Source organism: Arsukibacterium sp. (assembly GCF_041616895.1).
Taxonomy (GTDB): Bacteria; Pseudomonadota; Gammaproteobacteria; order Enterobacterales; family Alteromonadaceae; genus Alishewanella.
Genome location: NZ_JBFJPY010000061.1, coordinates 1 through 20,507, shown reverse-complemented (window position 1 = coordinate 20,507; position 20,507 = coordinate 1). Strand labels below are relative to the sequence as shown.

The 20,507-nt window shown below is 48.6% G+C and carries 17 protein-coding genes; 10 read left to right on the top strand and 7 right to left on the bottom strand.

From position 1 onward, the window contains the following. Window positions 1–215: 215 nt before the first annotated feature. Window positions 216–1,538: an amidohydrolase gene (locus ABY802_RS11185; RefSeq protein ID WP_372627111.1), complete on the bottom strand. Its 1,323-nt coding sequence runs from the start codon at window positions 1,536–1,538 to the stop codon at window positions 216–218. Window positions 1,539–1,715: 177 nt separating this feature from the next. On the opposite strand from ABY802_RS11185, the gene ABY802_RS11180 reads away from it, so the two are divergent. Continuing rightward, a complete protein-coding gene (locus ABY802_RS11180; protein ID WP_372627110.1) occupies window positions 1,716–2,102 on the top strand; it encodes a VOC family protein in 387 nt (128 codons plus the stop codon). Window positions 2,103–2,135: 33 nt separating this feature from the next. Next, window positions 2,136–2,825 (top strand): monofunctional biosynthetic peptidoglycan transglycosylase, encoded by a 690-nt coding sequence (gene mtgA / locus ABY802_RS11175; RefSeq protein ID WP_372627109.1) that lies wholly within the window; start codon window positions 2,136–2,138, stop codon window positions 2,823–2,825. A gap of 42 nt (window positions 2,826–2,867) precedes the next feature. Here mtgA and ABY802_RS11170 read toward each other — a convergent pair whose 3' ends face one another. Next, window positions 2,868–4,748 (bottom strand): putative bifunctional diguanylate cyclase/phosphodiesterase, encoded by a 1,881-nt coding sequence (locus ABY802_RS11170; protein ID WP_372627108.1) that lies wholly within the window; start codon window positions 4,746–4,748, stop codon window positions 2,868–2,870. Between the two features lie 236 nt (window positions 4,749–4,984). On the opposite strand from ABY802_RS11170, the gene ABY802_RS11165 reads away from it, so the two are divergent. Continuing rightward, window positions 4,985–6,289, top strand: a complete 1,305-nt coding sequence (locus ABY802_RS11165) for a peptidoglycan DD-metalloendopeptidase family protein (RefSeq protein ID WP_372627107.1) — start codon at window positions 4,985–4,987, stop codon at window positions 6,287–6,289. Window positions 6,290–6,394: 105 nt separating this feature from the next. Here ABY802_RS11165 and ABY802_RS11160 read toward each other — a convergent pair whose 3' ends face one another. Together ABY802_RS11160 and ABY802_RS11155 are read right to left on the bottom strand one after the other, a co-directional pair. Then, a complete protein-coding gene (locus ABY802_RS11160) occupies window positions 6,395–8,275 on the bottom strand; it encodes a hypothetical protein (RefSeq protein WP_372627106.1) in 1,881 nt (626 codons plus the stop codon). A gap of 128 nt (window positions 8,276–8,403) precedes the next feature. Beyond that, window positions 8,404–9,330 (bottom strand): DMT family transporter, encoded by a 927-nt coding sequence (locus ABY802_RS11155; protein ID WP_372627105.1) that lies wholly within the window; start codon window positions 9,328–9,330, stop codon window positions 8,404–8,406. A 461-nt stretch (window positions 9,331–9,791) separates the two neighbouring features. Between ABY802_RS11155 and ABY802_RS11150 the strand changes: the two genes are divergently transcribed. The 3 genes from ABY802_RS11150 (at window position 9,792) to ABY802_RS11140 (ending at window position 11,138) form a co-directional block, all read left to right on the top strand. After that, window positions 9,792–10,022, top strand: coding sequence for a CopG family transcriptional regulator (locus ABY802_RS11150; RefSeq protein ID WP_372627104.1), 231 nt, complete (start codon window positions 9,792–9,794; stop codon window positions 10,020–10,022). After that, entirely contained in the window at window positions 10,019–10,417 is a 399-nt protein-coding gene (locus ABY802_RS11145) for a type II toxin-antitoxin system VapC family toxin (protein ID WP_372627103.1), read from the top strand. Before ABY802_RS11150 ends, ABY802_RS11145 begins: the two co-directional genes overlap by 4 nt. 97 nt (window positions 10,418–10,514) lie before the next feature. Continuing rightward, window positions 10,515–11,138, top strand: a complete 624-nt coding sequence (locus ABY802_RS11140; protein WP_372627102.1) for a LysE family translocator — start codon at window positions 10,515–10,517, stop codon at window positions 11,136–11,138. A 13-nt stretch (window positions 11,139–11,151) separates the two neighbouring features. Here the strand turns inward: ABY802_RS11140 and ABY802_RS11135 are convergent, their stop codons facing one another. Beyond that, window positions 11,152–11,760: a DUF502 domain-containing protein gene (locus tag ABY802_RS11135; RefSeq protein ID WP_372627101.1), complete on the bottom strand. Its 609-nt coding sequence runs from the start codon at window positions 11,758–11,760 to the stop codon at window positions 11,152–11,154. 83 nt (window positions 11,761–11,843) lie between these two features. Then, the gene (locus tag ABY802_RS11130) at window positions 11,844–14,225 is read right to left on the bottom strand and encodes a fatty acid cis/trans isomerase (RefSeq protein ID WP_372627100.1); all 2,382 of its coding nucleotides are present in this window, start codon (window positions 14,223–14,225) and stop codon (window positions 11,844–11,846) included. Window positions 14,226–14,394: 169 nt separating this feature from the next. On the opposite strand from ABY802_RS11130, the gene ABY802_RS11125 reads away from it, so the two are divergent. From ABY802_RS11125 to ABY802_RS11110, 4 genes are all read left to right on the top strand, one after another. Then, window positions 14,395–15,579: a phage tail sheath family protein gene (locus ABY802_RS11125; RefSeq protein ID WP_372627099.1), complete on the top strand. Its 1,185-nt coding sequence runs from the start codon at window positions 14,395–14,397 to the stop codon at window positions 15,577–15,579. A gap of 163 nt (window positions 15,580–15,742) precedes the next feature. After that, the gene (locus tag ABY802_RS11120; protein WP_372627098.1) at window positions 15,743–17,203 is read left to right on the top strand and encodes an aminoacyl-histidine dipeptidase; all 1,461 of its coding nucleotides are present in this window, start codon (window positions 15,743–15,745) and stop codon (window positions 17,201–17,203) included. Between the two features lie 120 nt (window positions 17,204–17,323). Further along, window positions 17,324–17,977, top strand: a complete 654-nt coding sequence (locus tag ABY802_RS11115; RefSeq protein WP_372627097.1) for an alternative oxidase — start codon at window positions 17,324–17,326, stop codon at window positions 17,975–17,977. A 104-nt stretch (window positions 17,978–18,081) separates the two neighbouring features. Beyond that, the gene (locus tag ABY802_RS11110) at window positions 18,082–19,596 is read left to right on the top strand and encodes a diguanylate cyclase domain-containing protein (RefSeq protein WP_372627096.1); all 1,515 of its coding nucleotides are present in this window, start codon (window positions 18,082–18,084) and stop codon (window positions 19,594–19,596) included. Between the two features lie 19 nt (window positions 19,597–19,615). On the opposite strand, the gene ABY802_RS11105 is transcribed toward ABY802_RS11110, so the two are convergent. Continuing rightward, the gene (locus ABY802_RS11105) at window positions 19,616–20,281 is read right to left on the bottom strand and encodes a peptidoglycan recognition family protein (RefSeq protein ID WP_372627095.1); all 666 of its coding nucleotides are present in this window, start codon (window positions 20,279–20,281) and stop codon (window positions 19,616–19,618) included. Between the last annotated feature and the right edge of the window lie 226 nt (window positions 20,282–20,507).

The window sequence follows — 20,507 nt, the reverse complement described above, 5'->3', positions numbered from 1 at the left end:
TAAAGCAGAAATTCAAGAGCTACTGTTGTCAATGGATAATGCCGCCGAAAACCTGAAAGAGGTTTATGAAAGCAATTGGCGGGAGGGTAGTAATTTTCCTGCATATAACGAGTTGACCCTAGCGGCCGACAGGCAGTGGCAGTTATAATTCCGAACTGACTCCGATAGCTTAACCCCAATAGCAAGGCTATTAGGGTCAGGCTAACTTATTACGCTTATTTTTTGGGCATTAATTCAAGCAAGGCATGTACGCTTGCTTCAACACCTGATTTTACTGACGGTTCAGGTGAAATTTTAAATTGAGGGCTATGGTGACTTGGTACCGGTGCGCCGCCTGCTTTTGCTCGTACAAAGTCTTCAGCAGGCGTGCCACCTACTGAGAAATACACACTGGGAATATACGGATCTGTGGTAAAGAAACCAAAATCTTCAGCGCCCATACCCGATTCTGCCGGTGGAATTAACGCCTCCTCTCCCATTTTTTCTACGATAACCCTTTTCAGGCGCTGTGCTAAATTTTTGTCGTTAAAGGTTGGTGGGTAAGCTTCTGGGCTCACTATAACTTCAGGCATTTTGTCGTCAGTTAAGCCCGCTGTTTTCGCAGTACCAATGGCAACACGTTTTATTGCTGATAACAATTGCTTTCTAACCTGTGGGTTTAAGCTTCTTACCGTTAATTGCAAATGGGCGCGCTCAGAAATAATGTTGTGTTTGGTGCCGGAATGAAAAGAGCCAACGGTAATAACCCCCGCGTCTCGTGGCGCGAGTTCCCGGCTTATAATGGTTTGCAAATTGGTGACTATTTGCGCGCCCATAACAATGGGATCTTTACCCTGGTGAGGATAAGCACCATGCGCCCCCACGCCATGCACGATAATATCTACCGAGTCAGACCCTGCGTAAGGTGAACCTTCATCAATAGTAATTTTACCCGCTACTGCGTCAGCATCGACATGAAAAGCAAGGGCATAGTCGGGTTGGCCAAATTTCTGCCAAATGCCATCAGCCATCATGGCCGACGCCCCAGGTCCTTTTTCTTCAGCAGGTTGGCCGATTAACATTAAGGTGCCAGACCATTGATCTTTAATCTTAGCCATATACCTTGCGGTTCCTACCAAACTGGTGATGTGCACGTCGTGACCACACGCATGCATTACGCCAACTTCATTGCCATCCCAATCGGTCATTACGATTTGAGACGCATTTTTTAAGCCAGACAATTCTTTTACCGGCAAACCATCCATATCGGCGCGAAGCATCACCATGGGGCCCGGACCATTTTTCAATATTGCCACAATACCTGTGCCACCAATGCCCTCAGTCACGGTAAAGCCAGCCGCGCGAATTTCTTTAGCTAGGCGTTTTGCCGTTTTGTGCTCCATTAATGACAATTCAGGATTGCGATGAAAATGATCCCACAATGCAGCGAGGTGCGCTTTATAGTCTTGGTCTATGCTGTTTGAAATTTCTGTAGTAGTAGCCGCGCTAAGCCCGATGCTTAACATGCTAAGTAAGATAAGCGTGCAAATTTTTTTCATGGCAAAGTGTCTTATGAAAGGTTTCAGATAACAAACATACGCTCATACTCGGTGAAAGTCTCTTCTTTAAGTTGGCACATATAAACACTAACAGGCTAATATCAGTGGTACGGTTTGTGTGCTTTGTGTCCACTTTGGATTGCGCCCGGGCAGAACATGGAAAAGGATCAAATCATTATGAATACGTCACTATCCACAATAGGTCAGATTGCTATAACCGTAAGCGATGTCGGCAAGGCGTTGGCATTTTATCAAGAAGCTCTGGGTTTGAACTTACTGTTCAGTGCGGGCCCTGAGCTGGCATTTCTTGATGCCGACGGGGTGCGGATTATGCTTAGCACACCACAAGGTGTAGGGGCGGTGGGCTGTAATTCTATTCTTTACTTCAAGGTGTCAGACATTGAAGCTGTTTATGTTGCTGTCGTTGCCCGAGGTGCCAGCAAAGAACGTGAGCCGCAACTTGCTGCCAGGATGCCAGACCATGATCTGTGGACAGGATTTATCCGTGATCCAGACGGTAACCTGATGGGTCTGATGGAAGAAAAAGCTAACGGCACACCGTGAATAACCAATATATCACCTTGCTAAGAGATAAAAATGACAACAGATAAACGCGGTTATCTTGGCTGGACCTGGTTTGTGTTCTGGCGTGCTGTGCTATCGCTACTGGTATTATTACTGGCATTGTTGTTAGTGCTGCGGTTTTTACCGCCGCCAACAACGTCATTTATGCTGCAAAGCCCTTACCCGGTTAGCCAGCACTGGATAGATATTGACAAGCTGCCAATGCACGTGGCGCTGGCCATGGTGGCATCAGAAGATCAGCGCTTTCCCGAACATGCTGGGGTCGATTTTGCTGCCATCAGTGATGCACTTGAGCAAGCGGACGAGGGCGGTAGCTTGCGTGGTGCCAGTACCATTACCCAGCAAACGGCAAAAAACTTGTTGCTCTGGTCAGGGCGCAGTTTGTTTCGTAAAGGATTAGAGGCGGGATTAGCACTGAGCCTGGAGGTTATCTGGGGTAAAAAGCGTATCCTTGAGGTGTACCTGAACGTTGCTGAATTTGGCAAAGGCCTTTATGGGGTAGAAGCGGCTAGCCAACATTATTTTGCTAAGTCGGCACGCTACCTAAGCCGCAACGAAGCGGCGCGGTTGGCGGTGCTGTTGCCAAGCCCACGCAAGCGTGACCCGCGTCAACTTACCCCGTATCTTAACCAGCGAGTCAACTGGGTCGAGCGACAAATGCGCCAACTTGGCCCTGCTTATCTCACCCCTATTCTTAATTAACGGCATAGCCATCCCGTTATCAAAATGGCGCTACTCACTATCTCAGAGTGCTTTTGCCTGTAATTGCAGTTTATTAAGCAGGGCAGGCAGCTGCTCAATGGCCACGGCGGGCGACCAGTAGTATCCCTGGCCCTCTTTGCAGCCTAACGCCTGCAGGTTTTTTGCCATATCTGCATTTTCAATGCCTTCAGCAACCGTATTTAAACCCAGGCTGGCTGCCATTTGAATGATGGCCTCAACCAGCGGCGCATTAGCTTGCCATTGTTGCTCAGTCGAGATAAATGAGCGGTCAATTTTCAATGTGCTGGCATTAAAACGCCGCAGATAACTCAGATTTGAGTAACCGGTGCCAAAGTCGTCAATGGCAATAGTAAGGCCCAGCTGACTGAGGCCATTAAGTTGTTGCAGGATATGTTCGGTATTATCAACCAGCAGAGATTCAGTAAGTTCCAGCTCTAATGCTTCTGCTGGCAATGCCGCCCGCTGCAGTGCTTGCTGGATAATTTTCTGTAGTTGGCCATCTTTAAATTGCACTACCGACACGTTGACAGCAATGCGCAGGCCGGTAAAGCCCTGTTTACGAAGTTGTGCACAGTGCAAACAGGCCTGGTTAATGACCCAGCTGCCTAATTCGTTAATTAAACCGCTGCTCTCGGCAAGTGGAATAAATTGGTCCGGGCCTATCATAGTGCCATCGGCCTGGGGCCAGCGTAACAATGCCTCCATCGCCGTGATACTGCCGTTATTTAACGCGACTTGTGGCTGATAATAAAGCCTGAACTGCTGCTCGCTCAATGCCAGACGCAACATTTGCAGTAGTTTAAATTTGTCGTTATTGGCTCTATCCAAACTGTCGTCAAAATAGTGGTAAGTATTACGACCCTGTTCTTTTGCCCGGTACATGGCGATGTCAGCTTTACGGCACAGCTGTTTAAAATCGGTGCCATCTATAGGTGCAAAGGCAATACCAATGGACGCCGACACACTTACCTGAGTTTGAAAAATATCAAATACCGCGGTAATTTGGCTAATTAAATTATCAGCCAGTTGGTCCATATTATGGCTATTGGCGGAATGCGGCGCCAATACCAGAAATTCGTCACCACCAAAGCGGATTAGTGCGTGATCGGCCGGTAATATCTTTTTAAGGCGGCTGGCCAGTTGCTTTAATAAGTCGTCGCCAGCAGCGTGGCCTAACGCATCATTCACTGGTTTAAAGTTATCCAGATCAATAAAAAGCAGAGCGAGTTGGTGCTGTTGCTGCAGACAGTCAGCTAATGATTGTTGAAATAGCGTTTCACCGTAAGAGCGGTTGGCTAAATTAGTCAGTGGATCATGATGAGCCAGGTGCTGAATTTTTGCCTGGCCTTGTTGCACTTTGCTGTTTTCCTGCTGTAAGGACAGCATCAGACGTTTAATATCGCGCACCAAAACGTACACACTAAAACCGGTAACAATAAAAATAACCAGAATGAATACCAAGTGTGGCCAGGTTAGGCTCGGCATATGAGGGGTAATGTGACCGTGCAGGGTAAGCCAGGTAAGCAGAATACATTGCGCAATAACAAACAGCAGCACTGACATAAAAAGCCTGACACTGCCCAGGATTGCAGCAATAATGAGTAGCCCCGGATAACCCAGAATGGCCAGGTCGAATAAGCCGGCGCCGGTTAGGGCAAACGCAGATAGCATCGCGCTCATCGACCAGAGCAAAATATAGGCCGCTGTTTGCAACTTTTTTTTATAAGCAAGACCGAAGGCCAGCAGCAGTGTGCTAATACTAATAGCCAAAATAATGAAAGTGATACTTTTAGCCACTGCCAATGCGGCAATTAAACCGCATGCAGTAACACCGCTTATTTGCATTAGCCTGCTACGACGTATCTGGTTAAAACTAACAATTTTCTCGAAAATTTGCTGCATGAGTTCCAGTGAGCTTTGAGTTGAAGAGTGACATGGCGCTGAAAAACCATCCCAGATAATTGACTTTACCTTGTAACAAGATAAATACCAACTATTACCCGGCCGCTTAAGACACTAAGCAAGTTGCAGTTAGTGACATAAAAGCTACCCTTTACTGCCGGTAACTTGCAGGATTAGCTGGCGCTATTTTGAGGTTAAGGTTATTCTGCTTGCCGAAAATTTTGGAGCGCTATTCCATGCCTAGCCTTGTGTCGCAGACCTTTGCGACTCTGCCTTTAATGCAACGCCGTGCACTGCTGTCACTCGTTATGCTGACCATTTTTATTATGTTATGGCCTGGCCTGAGGCAAACCTCTGAACTCATCGAGCGCGAAGAGCCGGCTGTGTCGCCTTTAGCAACGGAAGAGTGGAGGATCCGACGCTATGCGATTGAACCTGGCGACAGCTTAAGCCAGATATTCTCCCGCCAGGGTTTTAGTCAGCAACATATGCAGCAAATAATGGCTGCCGATCAGTCTTTATTAGCGCTGGATGTGTTACGCCCTGGCCATACTTTAACCTTTGAACTGGATGATAATCAGCAGCTATTGGCAATGGAACTGTATATCCATGCCGGTAACCGGGTGATCTATCAGCGAGATGACAATGGTGAATTCAGCTATCAGGAGTTGCTGAGCCCCGGTGAATGGCACAGCAGCACGCTGGTTGGCACCATTGAGGGCAATTTTTATCAGTCGGCAAAACGTGCCGGACTGAACGATGCTGAAATTGCCACTGTCCATCAGTTGTTTCGTGAACAGCTAGATTTTTCGCGCGATATTCAGGCCGGTGCCTACTTTCAGGTGGTGCGCAGCGATAATTACGTTGCTAATGATCCAGAGACAGGAACAGCAGCAGAGGCCACAGGCCTTAGCCGGATTGATGGTGTCCGTTTGTTCAACCGTAGCCAGCAGTTAACTGCCTTTTTACACGACAATGGTCAGTATTATACTGCAAATGGCGATAGTTTAGAGCGGGCGTTTATGCGAGTACCGTTAGCGCAAAAGTTTCGGATAAGCGATGATTTTAACCCCCGCAGACTGCATCCGGTAACCGGCATGATAAGGCCCCATAACGGCACCGATTTTGCCATACCTGCCGGCAGCGAGGTGCTTGCTGCTGCTGAAGGTAAAGTTATCCGGGTAGAAAGTCATCCGTATGCCGGTCGCTATGTCGAAATTCAGCACCACGGCCAGTATAAAAGCCGCTATTTGCATTTGAGTAAAGCGCTGGTTCGTCCAGGACAGCAAGTGCTGCGTGGTCAGCGTATTGCCCTTTCGGGTGCGACGGGCAGGGTAACAGGTGCGCATTTACATTACGAATTACATATTAACAACCGCCCTGTAGATCCGATGAGCGCCAGTATTCCGCTGGCAACACCACTGCAGCTAGAAAGCCGCAATGCTTTTTTGCAGCGGACGGCTTTTATTATTAAGCAAATGGAGCAGCAAACCTTGTTGGCCCGGCAGCAAATCGATAAAGCTGACGCACGGATAAACTGAAGTCAGAACAATGCGTTTGGCTGTATTTTGCCAGCAGCTAATACTGTGAAGTTTGGCGAGAGCTCCCCAGTCAGAAACCGACGTGGGGAGCATGTTCAAGCAGATTTACTCGGACGTGGGAGCCGGCTGCAGATTTAAGCTTGCCTCGGCGTCTTGCTGCGGACTGGCAAGGCTGGCCTGATCTGGTGTCACAGGCATCGCCCGTGATTGTTGATTTATTTGATAAATTTGCTCTGTATTAGATAAGTCCTGGGCATTTTTAACATTTGCGATAGTTTCACGCGCCGATAAAAAGCTTTGAATATCATCAAGTATCGCCTGCATTTCCTGAGGGTTGTCCTGCATTTCCAGAATATGCCGCGGATGCTCAACATTTTTAGCGCCGCTGTCAGCGAAGGTACTGCTCATAATACGCGAGCTGATAATCCATGGTGTTAATGATGCGCGCATCACATAGTTTTCTGATGAGGTAGAGTCGTAAATGCCTTTACCTGTGGTCAGTTTGCTTTGGGTATAAGTGCCTTCGCATTTTAAGTAGACCAGCAACGAGTCAAAATTTAATTCAGCCCAAAAGGTATGGCTATAATTTTCGAGCAAGCGTCCAAAACTGTGACAAATAAGCCAGCTGAAAACCAGACTTAAGATAAACTGACTTTCGTTAAACAAATCAATAACAAAACGCTGAGTTTGCGTGTCATTTGGCCGCGCCAACGCAGTAAATTCCTTTACCATAGCCAATACGGTCTGGGTTTCAGACAGCAGGAAAAACAAAATTACGGGGCCAACCAGCAGCAGGATCTGGCCAACCAGGGTAGCCAACAGTCGGAGCCGTTTGTACAAACTGCTGTGTTGTAATGGCGCATAAGCAGGCTGGGTTTCAATCATTACCTCACCGCTGAAATCGCCTTTGCTTTCCGATTGTTCATTCAGGTTAGGTGCCAGTTCGCGGTAAACCCGGTTTGGAATTTCCATATAGCGCCGGTTTGCCATAACAATATTGTCGATATTGACGAACAGCTCTCTAGGGTGAATATTTTCCTGCCAGTTAGCACGGTATTCAGACACCTTCGTTTGCGCCTGCACCTTAGCAGTACGTTGCTTTAACAGCAGAAAAATAAAGACCCCACTGATCGCGGTAAACAGCAACACTAATAGTAGCTGTGGCATTACAGCAAAGCTTTGTAACTCAGAGGTTTGCAAATCACTAATAGCATTCTGAACGTCACGCTGTTGCAACAGGAAGTTAATTGCCACACCCAGCAGTACCGGCGCCAGGATGGCAAAAGCCATAATTTTTGCCAGTTTTAAGTTGCCCTGGGTTTCGATACTTTTTTCTGCTTTGCGGTAAACGGTACTGGCGCTGCGCCAGCTTAGAATTAAATATAACACCAGCACAAAGGAGAAAAATGGCAACAGAATATCACCCGTCTCGCCGGCAAGACCGGTTAAACAAACAAAGGCAGTCAGGGCATAGGCTACCAGCGCAACGGCAGTAGCAATTAGCGCACCTGCAAAACGTTGTGCCAGATTACGCAGGGGGTAAGGCAGGAAAATCAGCTTGGGTACCAGGGTATGTACTAAGCGGGAAATAAAGCCTTGTGGTTCAACAAAGGTTTTGTTTTTGCGGCCCATCAGCATTTCTTCAAGATCAATGCTTTTGTAATGGGGCTGTTCCAATTTAGCGGTTTCGCGCTCAGACTTGCTAAAGTTAGGTGCCAGAGAGGTCGGTACGCTGCGACCAACAAAAAAGCGCATCATTTGCGCAATACCGCTACCCAGCGCTTTTAAACCGCCCGCCAGCAATAAAAAACCGACTCCGGCATATATCCAGGCCAGGGTTTTGTCTTGTTGAACCAGACTCACTACCTGTAATAGCGGGTAAATACCGAGCAAGCTAACAAGTAAACCGCGCACGGCGCGCAGCAGACCTTCTGCTTTAAATGGGTTACGGATCCCTAAGGACTCACTACCATAATCATATGCCATGATTACATCCTTTTTATAATCAAATCGTTGCAAAGGACGTTATCTTGCCTGAGTCTCCAGTTTTTGCAATTATTTGCGCATCATCCCGCCTGATTTATACAAAATTAGCTGACGTCAGAGTTTACTCGTCAGGGCAGTAAAGGCTGCACCGGTAATTTCGGTCTGAATAACAATGCTTTAATTTTTGAAAACGGCGTCAATACCAGCACATTACCCAGCAGCACCAGCGCAAAACCACTAAAGGTATAGCCGGTCCAGGCAAACCCCTCCAACAGGGTGCTTAGCACTACTGCCACTAACGGAAACAGCACTATGGTATAGCTGGCTTTTTCCGGGCCAATTTGTTTTAACAGCGCAAAATAACTGGCAAATGCGATAACCGAGCCAAAAACTGCCAGGTAAAGTAAAGAAAGAATATAGCTAGGTTCGGTACTAAAATTAAAGCTGTTACCATTAAAGAGAGCTGCGACCAATAACACCAGGCTGCCATATAACATACCCCAGGCATTTACTTGCATAATTGGCATGCCCTCCCGTGAATTACGGACACTAACCATATTGCCAAACGACGCTGACAAGGCACCTGACAATATTAATAGCAAACCTAACAGGCTGGTATTCGCCAGATCGAGTTGCTGTAAGTCAGGATAAAACAGCACCACTATGCCGGCAATGCCGAGTAAAGCGCCGAAATAAATGCGTTTAGGTACCGGTTTGCCGAAAAACAGCCGGGTATTGATAATATTCATCAGCAACATGGTGGTAAAGGCGATAGCGGTCATGGCTGAGCTTAAATATTGCTGTGCCTGATAAATAAATAAAAAGTTTACAGCAAAGTTAAGCGTCGCCAGCAGCATGATAAAGCCGTGCTGGCGCAGGCTAAAACGCATATCAAGCTTGCGATACCAGCAAAATGCCCACATTAATGCCGCAGCGATAGTAAAGCGATACAGTAGCGAAATTTCGATTGCCACCTCGCCTAACTGAAACTCAATAGCAAACCAGGTAGAACCCCAAATCAGCACGGTAACAAGGTAAAGCAGAGTGTTTTTCATAGTAAGCGGGCGCAGAAAGCATTAAAGGCGGCGATCATATCGTCTTGGCAGATGTTAAAACAGTAGCAGGGCCGAATATTTATTTATGTCCAGCTACTGCGATCAACACCAAAAATTCTCTGCTTAAGCCTCTTGCTGAGCGATGACCAACCAGCGAGAATAGCGCCTTGTTGTTGTCGAGGTGGTTATGGTTAATCTGGCATTGATGGGCGCGTTTATTCCGACTTTTTATTTGTGTCGGTGACGCCTAATCAATAGGGACGAGTCAAAAGGATCAGCGACATTGATTTTCATCGGTTTGCCCGCGCTTTTCTGTTAAGCACTACATAACCGCCGTAGCTTCGATGTATCAATTTTCTGCCTGGCATGCCACAGATCATACGCATTTGTTTGTGGCAATATTTTGCATCTGGCATAAGTGCAATTATACTTGCACTTATGTGATGGAGTCAGAGGTGCTTATGGCGCAAATTACGATTTATCTGGATGACGAGCTAATCCAACAGGTAAAACAATCTGCGGCTGACGCGAAGGTATCGCAAAGCCAGTGGATTGCCGATCTTATCCGGCAGCATTGCCATACTGACTGGCCTTTGGCTGTAAGAGAAATGGCCGGTAGCTGGCAAGTATTTCCTGAGCAAGAGGAAATTCGCGCTGAACAAGCTAAAGACATGCCGCGAGAGCCGCTATGAAGTACGCGCTTGATACCAACACCCTAATCTATTTTTTCAAGGGAATGGGCAACGTTGGGCAAAAGCTAATGATGCACGCGCCCGGCGATATCTTAGTGCCGGCAGTGGTGTTGTATGAACTGGAAACCGGTATTGCCAAATCACAGGCTCCGGCTAAGCGCCGTGATCAACTGAACGAATTATTAAAGGTTATTCAGATTATTCCGTTTGAGGCCAACGCTGCCCGTATAGCAGCTGATATACGCGCTGATCTGGAGCAGCAAGGGCGTATGATAGGGCCATTGGATAATCTTATTGGTGCAAGTGCGATAGCGGTAGGAGCAATACTGGTAACGCGTAATACCAACGAGTTTTCCCGTATTGCCGGGCTGGTTGTTGAGAACTGGTTTAAATAGATCTGGCTGCGCCCAACAGCGGGAATTCTCTGCTTAAGCCTCTTGCTGGGCGATTACTAACCAGCGAGAATAGCGCCTTGTTGTTGTCGGGGTAGTTATGGTTAATCTGGCTTTAATGGGCGCGTTTATTCCCACGTTTTTATTTGTGTCGGTGACGCCGGGTATGTGCATGACCCTGGCCATGACCCTTGGCATGAGCCAGGGCGTGCGTCGTACCTTCTGGATGATGTGGGGCGAGATGCTGGGGGTTGGCCTGGTCGCCGTGTTGGCCGTATTGGGTGTTGCAGCATTAATGCTGCAGTTTCCGACGGTATTTCAGTGGTTTAAGGTGCTTGGTGCTTGTTATCTAACCTATATTGGCGTTCAAATGTGGCGCGCTAAAGGCAAGCTGGCAATACCCTCCGCCGGGCTGATACCACAACTGCTGCCTAGGCGTACGCTGTTTAGTCAGGGCTTTATTACCGCAGTATCTAACCCCAAAGGTTGGGCCTTTCATATGGCGCTGTTGCCGCCCTTCATCGACAACCAGCTGGCATTCTGGCCGCAGTTGGTTATTTTAATTAGTATTATTCTGCTGCTGGAGTTTTTGTCGATGCTGCTGTACGCCAGCGGCGGCAAAGCGTTGGCGCTGTTTTTAACCCGGTCAAACCGGGTGCAGTATTTAAACCGGATTGGCGCCAGCCTGATGTTTGGCGTGGCGCTATGGATGTTACTGGGCTAACCTGCCACCCGGTTTACAGGTTTTTACCGGGGGCTTTGTTGCTGCCCAAGCCGCCGCTTAATACCAGCTGCAGTGCCTCGGCCGGTTTCATGTCGATATTGCGGGTGCAACTGCGTGGCACAATAATGGTGTAGCCCCCCACGTTATAGGCCATGGGCATAAATACCGCCAGCTGGTCCTCCTGCATTAAGGATGACATACGATCATTCGGTTGACCACCCTGCTTAGTAACAATACCGATTAACTCAATCTCTGATGTGGGTAGCTTAACCAGCACCACTGAACCATCGGTAAAGTTTTTACCCGACATCACATCAATAATATCCTGCAGGATGCCGTAAACCTGTTTGGTACCCGGTAGTTTCATCAGAGCTTTGCCGGGCAATTGCCATAGCCAATCCAGGCTTGGCCAGCGGGTACTGTAACCAATGGCAATACAAATCAGCACAAACCCCAGGATGGCCATACCGGGCAAATACCACTCGCCGGGCAGGATCAGCTGTAGCAGCGGTGCCAGAACGTTTTCAACCATGCTTAACAGCCAGCGTAACACTTCAATAGTGATCACCAGTGGCAGAATAATGGCCAGGCCTTTCAGTAAGCTTTTAACGATAATTTTCATAGGCTTCTAATCATAGTTCATTGTATGCTGGGCACAGCATATCAGGTATGGGGTCACATACGTAAAGTGCTGTGCAGGCATTGTTAACGGTTTTCCAGCCTATTGTAATCTAACCAGCCCCCGGTGACTGGGTTTTGCTGTTGGAACAAGGCATTAATGTTATCACTAAAGGTCCAGAAGTTAGGGTTAGTGCGCCTGACGCCGAACTGGTCAAGCAGTGCGGCATAATCCTGTTCATTGCTAATGCGCTGTGCTGCCGCTACCAATTTAGCAATATCAGTCTCCTGCAGATTCCAGAAAGCATCAGGGTAACTGCCAAGCAAACCATGCACCAGAGTCATATTATCGTTTGCCGGATCACGGTTATCTTCCTCAGCAAACAGGCTGTTGACATTAAAATGGGCGCTGTTTCGGATTAGCGTGAAAAGCTCCGGGTCGCTGCCGTCCGCCGGTGCTATCATCATCATCGTGACTTCCGGTAAGGTAGTGGCAGGCACGCCGGTTATTTTGCCAAGCTGGGTCAGTAGTTGCGTACTGCTTTTACTCAACTTGCTATTATGAAGCTGGTAGTTGTCTGGTTGTACCCGGCGAAGATGCTGACCAAATAACTGATACAGCTCGGCCTTGTGGTCATCGGAGCTGAAGCTAATGCCGCTCGGCTGAGTAAAGTCGTTGATATCGTCCTTAAGAAACTGGCTTAACTCCGGTGCCGAGTTCTGGTACCAGTTAGCCAGTTCTGATCGACGCTGCGCCGGCGGTAAAAAGGCCAGAAAGTTCGACTCCCCTTCCATCCGTAAAAAATCCATGTACAGGCGGGTCATTAATTGATGGCCAAAATTGCCATGCACATCAAAGCCGGCTACCAGTAAATAGTGAATGCGCTCCAGCAGCACATAATCGATAACCCAAGCCGTTTTCGGTGGCGTGCCAACCAGGCCCTTTACTACGGTGGCATTATCAAAATGACGGAACACCGTCAGGCTGGCGTTTTGGTTTTCACCTTCGCCACTCCAGATTGACGCGGTGGTAAGATAACGTTCGCTATCCACCGCTTTAGTCATAAACTCGTTGCGCGCCCGCAAATAGTTGCCCTGGCGCTTGGCAAATGCCAGCCAGTGGGTGGGCAGGGTGGTGCTTTCATCTTCCGCCGGTAACCGCAGATTCGCTTGTTGGCTCTGATAAAACGTATCAAGCTTGGCGGAGCTGATGATATCGGGGGCGACAAAGTAGACCCAGAAACGATCGTTAATGACGTTAAGGGCAACCTGACCCCGGCATACCGGGCCTTTTATATAACCCATAATAGTATGTTCGGCCCGTTCCAGCATAAAGCGGTAACGAGCATTTACCGGTAATTGGGCAAAGGCTGTCAGGGGGTTAGCCGCAACCTCCGGCTGATAGCCAGGAAGGGTTGCTACCTCATAGTCTGCATCAGTAAACCACTGCTGCCACTTAGTCATCAGGTCATCATTAATCTCGTACGGTTGATGCGTTTTATGCACGATGCTCGACACCACCGGTTGCAAGCGATAATACACCCGGTCAACACCCGGGTCGTCGTAGGGCCGGCGGCTGGCAATTACCTGTAACGGTTGGCCTGGTGGCGTGGCAGAGCGCAGCAACACGTAAAACTGCGGCTGCTGGCCTGTCGTTGCCAGGGTATCGAAATACAAATGCGAGGCAAATAAGTGCTCGTAAATATAGCGGGCACTCAACTGCATTTTCAGACTATCGGCATTTAAAAATTGCTCCAGCTTGTCTACGGCCTGCTGATCAGAGGCAGTAAGTTGCAACCTTTCGGGCATGGCAGCCCCCTGCGCCAGCCAGTCTATCAGGGTGGCATGCTCATCTGCTGCTAAACCTGGCAGTCCATAGGGCATGCCAGCCATCGGCTGCTTTTTTGCATAGCTACCGAACTGTTCTATGGTAGTGCATTGTTGTTCACGGCCAAGGCTAACGTCAAAGCGGTCATCTAATATTTTTTCAGAGGGCAGCGGGTGTTGTTGTTTGAGTAACAACATTTGTGCCAGCAACGAACCTTCAATATTTGCTTCTGCCGTTTGCTGTCGCTCATTTAGCACCGGGTGAAACCCGCGCTGGCGCCATTCTGACGGGCCTGAGGCATCAATAAACAAGCGGTTGGGGGAAGCGGCGGTTAAGCGGGTACCATCGTACACTAAATCCGGATTGGCCCCACGTTCTATGCCCGCCGCCGAGCTCATCTTTAGCTGACACGGAGCGTCATAACAGGCATGGCAGACTACACAGCGCCGCTCAATGATGGGTTTTGCCAGTTGTTGATATAATTCCGTTTGCACTAAGTTGGCAGTCGTTGCTGATGCTCTGTTGCTTGCGTTTGCTTTGCCATGGTTTAGATCCAGTTCAAAACTTGTCAGTGCCATGTAACCGAGATAGCCAAATAGTAATACGACAATGCTAAGTTTCAGAAAATGTGCTTTGGTCACCAATACTGCTCCAACTTGCTTGGGGATATGTCGGGGTTAGCAGACATATTACCGACATCTGCCAGTTAAGGCGACTAAAGCCGGCTAAATATGCCCTGAACACGGTTAGCAATAGTTGGCTTTACTAACTATCTTTAAGCCTTAACCTGTAATATTGGGAAGTTACATCATGCCAGATTATATCCGGCCCGGCGTTTACCTGAATGAAGTTGCTTTCAGTCCTAAGCCCATTACCGCAGTGCCGACCAGCGTGGTTGCATTTGTCGGCTGTACTGAGACAGGCCCGGTTAATCTGCCCGTTTTGATTTCGGGTTTTACGGAGTACCAGCGCCTGTTTCAAGGCCCTGCGGCGACAGAGCAGCATAGACAACCTGATGCCATGACCCTGGCGGTGATGGCGTTTTTTGGCAATGGAGGTAAAGATGCCTATATTTGCCGCCTGACCAGCCCGGATAACCAGAGTGACCTTGCCGCTCTGACGGTAAACGACTACAACCGGTTCTATCAGACGGTACTGGCAAAGTTGGCTGATTACAGCCTGATGCTGCTGCCCGGCCAGCACTGGCAAAGCAACAAACATGCACAGAGTAATGCGGTAATCAGTGCCAGTCTGGCTTTTTGTCAGCAACAGCGTCACTGCATGTTGCTGTTAGAGTTGGCTGCTGATCTGCAACTGAGCAATGCAGCTGGAGTCAGTGCCCTGGGCTTACCTGCATCCAGCTTTGCCGCAATTTACTATCCCTGGTTAACCATGACTAACCCGCTGGCAAAAGGCACCCTGACACTACCACCCGCCGCCGTGGCTGCCGGTTTATACTGTCGTAATGATGGCCGTTATGGGGTGTGGAAAGCACCTGCTGGCGTTAGCGCTAAATTAATGGGTATTACCGGGCTGGCGTTACATGTTGATGACAGCGTCCAACAACAACTTAACCCTTTGGGTATCAATTGCATTAGAACTTTACCCCGGGTGGGCACGGTAATTTGGGGAGCCCGCACTCTGGCCAGTCAGACCGACCCACAGTGGCGCTATATCTCGGCAAGGCGCACTGCCATGTTTATCGAGCAGAGTATTTTGCAAAGCCTGCAGTGGGCGGTATTTGAACCCAATGATCAGCCATTATGGCAGGCTGTAAAAAGTAGCATAACCAACTTTATGCTGACGCTGTTTCGGGCAGGCGCTATGCAAGGCGCAAAGCCCAGTGAGGCATTTTTTGTTCGTTGTGGCCTGGGGCAGAGCATGAGCGAGCATGACATCGACCAGCAGCAGCTGGTAATCGCGTTAGGCTTTGCTCTAATAAAACCTGCTGAATTTATGGCGAGTCGTCTGGTATTCAAACTTAACCCGCCCTGACGGCGTTGCTCTGCCTGAATGACTCGCAGCGCAGCCTGTTTTGGTGGCAGCGCAGCTTTACAGTAGCGCCTTGCGTCCATCAGTTGCGACTCAACGCGCGTCGCTGCTTATGCTAAACTGGCTGAAATTTTCGCATCGCTAACCCTTTTTTCAGGAGTTTTTCGTGGCTGCATTACGTGACTTATATCCCCAACCACTATGGCAATGGTTTGAACAAATTTGTGCCATTCCTCACCCATCAAAACACGAACAGGCATTAAGCCAGCATATTCAAACCTGGGCCCGCGAGCTTGGTTTAAATGTGGTTGAAGATAAGGTAGGTAACCTTATTATTAAAAAGCCGGCTACCGCAGGCATGGAAAACCGTAAAGCTGTGGTGATTCAGGCTCATTTAGATATGGTGCCGCAGAAAAATGCTGATAAAAAGCATGATTTCACTAAAGATCCCATTGAAGCTTACATCGATGGAGACTGGGTAACCGCCAATGGTACTACCCTGGGTTCAGATAATGGCATAGGTATGGCCTCGGCATTGGCTATTTTAGGCAGCAATGAAATAAAGCATGGCCCGTTAGAAGTGCTGCTGACCATTGACGAAGAGGCGGGCATGACCGGCGCTTTTGGCCTGGAGCCCGGTATGCTGGAAGCAGAAATCCTGATTAACACCGATTCGGAGCAGGAAGGTGAAATTTACATGGGCTGCGCCGGCGGGGTTGATGCGCAGTTTAGTGTACCTGTAAGCTGGCAGGCTGTACCTGCCGGTAATCAGGCAGTTACCCTTAGCTTAAGCGGTTTAAAAGGCGGTCACTCCGGGGTAAATATCCATTTGGGCAGGGGCAATGCTAACAAACTGCTGGCGCGGTTTTTAGTGGCTGAAGCGCGTGAGTTGCAATTGCAGCTAAGTGAGTTTTCAGGCGGTTCACTACGCAACGCCATTCCGCGCGAAGCACAGGTAACCCTTTGCTTGCCAGCTGAAAAAGTTGATTTATTGCAGCAGAAAATCCGTTTTTTTGAACAATTAGCCCAAACCGAGCTGGCTGCCGTTGAGCCTGCCATTAAATTTAGCCTGCATGAAGCCACTCTGCCAGAGCAGGTAATGACATCTGCCAGCCAGCAAGCGCTTTTAAACCTGCTGCATGCCTGTCCGAATGGGGTAATGCGGATGAGTGACGATGTACCTGGTGTTACCGAAACCTCGCTGAATATGGGCGTTATCAGCACCAGTGCCAATCAGGTGCAGGTACTGTGCTTAATTCGCTCCTTAATCGACTCAGGCCGTGAGCATGTCGAAACCATGTTAACGTCGCTGGCCGAACTGGCCGGGGCAGAGGTCACGTTCAGTGGTGCTTACCCGGGCTGGAAGCCGGATCCGGACTCTGCCGTGATGAAAATCGTTAACGATACCTATCAGGATATTTATCAGAAACAGCCGGTGATTATGGTTATCCATGCCGGTTTAGAATGCGGCTTGTTTAAAAAGCCCTACCCGGATATGGATATGGTGTCGATTGGCCCGACTATCCGTTATCCGCACGGCCCGGATGAAATGGTCAATATCAAAACCGTTGGCCAGTACTGGCAGTTGCTGCTGGCGGTACTAGAGCGTATTCCACCAAAATCCTGAATATATCAAGCGATGTTGCAACAACCCCGGCTTACCAATAAGTTAAGTCGGGGTTAAGTGTTATGCTGCCACCTTAAGAACAAATCTGTTTATTCATTTTTTACAGCAGGGGAGCTACCGATGTCTGCGCCGGACGATACAACCAAAAACGAAAATGCCAGTGATGACCCGTTAGCTTCACACCACGCACCTGCCAATTTTTCCGACCGTATCGCCTTTCGACTGACCAAAATGCTGCGTTTTTGCGCCGATACGTTTTTCGCTAAGCGCTACGGCCATCGGGCCGTTATTCTGGAAACTGTCGCCGGCGTGCCGGGCATGGTGGCAGGTATGCTGCGGCATATGCGCAGTTTACGGCGGATGGAAGACGATCATGGCTGGATCCGAACCCTACTTGATGAAGCCGAAAACGAGCGCATGCACCTGATGACCTTTATCGAAATCGCTAAACCGAACTGGTTCGAACGGTTGCTGATTTTGTGCGCTCAGGGCGTGTTTTTCAGTGGTTTTTTATTGTTATATATTGTCTCGGCAAAAACAGCCCATCGACTGGTGGGGTATTTTGAAGAGGAAGCGGTATACAGTTACAGCTGTTACCTTGAAGAGGTTGATAATGGTGCAATCGATAATATTGCCGCGCCGCAGGTTGCCATTGATTACTGGAATTTAGCCGCTGATGCCCGTCTGCGGGATGTGATTATTGCCGTGCGTGCGGATGAAGCGGGCCATCGCGATGTAAATCACGATTTTGCGGATCAGCTGGCCGCCGAGTAATATTGTCAGGCAACGTTTAAAGTGCATTGTCAGATTATCTGTCAGCAACTAATCTTTACTAAAGCGTTGTTAGTTAGATGTAATTTCCTAATATAGTGAATTCAATGGACAAACAGCTTGAACAACTGGCCCAGTTTGTGGCGACAGCGAATACCGTCGAAGGGTTAACCCGGCCATTATTAGCGCTGCTGCAGCGGATAACCGGCCTTGAATCAACCTACCTCACCGCTATTGATGAAACTGCCGGGGTGCAGCATATCCTGATTGCTAATAATAGTGGCAGTTTGCTGCTACCGGAAGATCTTACGGTGCCCTGGCAGGACACGCTGTGTAAGAGGGCACTGGAAAGCCAGCAGTTTGTTACCGAAGATGTCGCTGCCTGTTGGGGAGATTCAGAGGCCGCCCGGCAACTTGGTCTGAAAAGTTATATCAGCGTACCAGTAACAAACCAAGACGGTACAGTGTTCGGTACCTTATGTGGTGCTAGTTCGCTTAGTGTGGCGTTGGGTAATATGCCACACTTACCAGAATTATTACGCCTGTGTGCTGATTTAATAAGCCACCAGCTAAGCCGCGAGCACTTTGCTAAACAGGTTGCCGCGCGTGCCAATGAAACAGAATTACAACTTAGCCGGGTCCGGCTGGTTGCTAAAGTGTCTGAACTTTGTGTCGCTGCCCAATCTCTTCGCTTAACGGTGGGCCAAACGGCTGAGTTTATGTTACAAAGCGGTTTATGTAGTCAGGCCGTTGCTTTTGAGCTGGAAAACGATCAATTTGTGGCCATCGACCCGGCTCAGCAAGGCTGGGCTGCAGTGGTGTCTCACTTGCAATCAGAGCTAAGTCTGGATAGTCGGCGACAAAGCATTATTAGGCTACAAAATGATGATAAGACACAGCAAGAGTTTGCTGATTACCTGCAGCCAGAGCAAACATTATTTCTGTTAAAAGTGTATAGCGATGTCACGGCGGTGGCAGCTATTTTTATTCAGGCTCAACCTGAGGCGACTCAGTTAGCGGAAAATAAACCCTTGTTGCTCAGTATCAGTAACTCATTATCGTTGCTGGCCAGACGGCTAGCTGACCATCAGGCGCTTACCCAGTTAAATAAGCAACTGGAATACCTGGCGCAGCACGACACCTTAACCACGTTACCTAATCGTCGCTATTTATTCGATGAGCTGGCCCGCCAAGTAGCTCGAGCAGATCGACAACAACAGAGTTTCTTTATTTTATTTATTGATTTAGATGGCTTTAAAGCGATTAACGATACTTATGGCCATGAAACCGGTGACGAGTTTTTATGCGAGTTTGCTAAGCGTCTTCGCAACGTTATGCGTAGTGGCGATTTTACGGCCCGTCATGGCGGTGATGAGTTTGTGATGTTGTGTCAGTGTTCAGCTGGCAACAATACAGAGCAACAAGCCGCGCAACTGGTCAATCGTATACGCACTGCTACCTGCGGCATTTTCGGATTAACCGACGTGACGCTTGAGTATGCCGGCCCAAGCGTGGGGCTAATACAGTGGCAGCCCGGCGATAGCACCGACGGCGACAAACTGCTTAGTCAGGCCGATGCCGTGATGTATCAAGATAAACAGCAACGGCGCAAGCACGCTTAACCTGACGAACAACCACCATTCACGGCAGCGGTGTTAGCGCCAAATCGCTTAACGTGCTGCGCAAGCGGTTCATAAAGGCAATATCCGGGTCATTTTTTTCTGTAAAGTAGCTGTCGTCAGTCTCTTTCCACCAGTCAGTGTCTCTGAATCGATAGTATTCGCTGTGCCCCAGCACATACTCTATCGGGTATTTGCCGGCTAAATAACGTATCAGCCGGCTATTGGCATCCAGCTGTGCATCTGTCATTGGTAATCCGTCACCATCAGCAATATTTTCAATACCAATAGCCGTATAATTGAGGCCAATAGTATGGCGCGCCATTATTGTTTCCGGCATTAACTGATAAATAGTACCGTCGCGGTCTATCACAAACTGACTGGAAACATTTAGCTCACCACCGGCCCGGATGCCCTCGCGCGTAGCAGGCAGCTGTGGCGGATTGAAGGCGTCAAAGGTTTTCGCAAAGGTCGGGATCACCGTCCAGTGTACCACCACCATCTTAGGTTCAATGGTTGGTTCATCCTGCACCATACCGTAACGCTGCTTCATATACTGCAATGTCAGTGCTTTACGTTCATCATCGAAAATAATCGGCTTTTGAATAATCACTAAATCATCAGGCATGCTGCCTTTGGCATATAAAGGCATAATTACAGCCAGCAAACAGAGGATAAGTTTTTTCATGGTTATTCCTTATTCCTTATTACTGCAGTGCAATAGGGGAATGCGCATGCGTATTTTATAACATGGAATAGCGTGCTACTAAAGTGTGAGTAATAATGTTGTTGATTTACGAGTAAGGGCGTGCGGCAAAGGCAGGAAAGTGCAGTTTGAAATGGTGGCCCCAGCAGGGTGAAACGAGCGTGGTAACAAAGCATTGCTTTGGGCGAGTTGAACGCGCAGCAGCTAT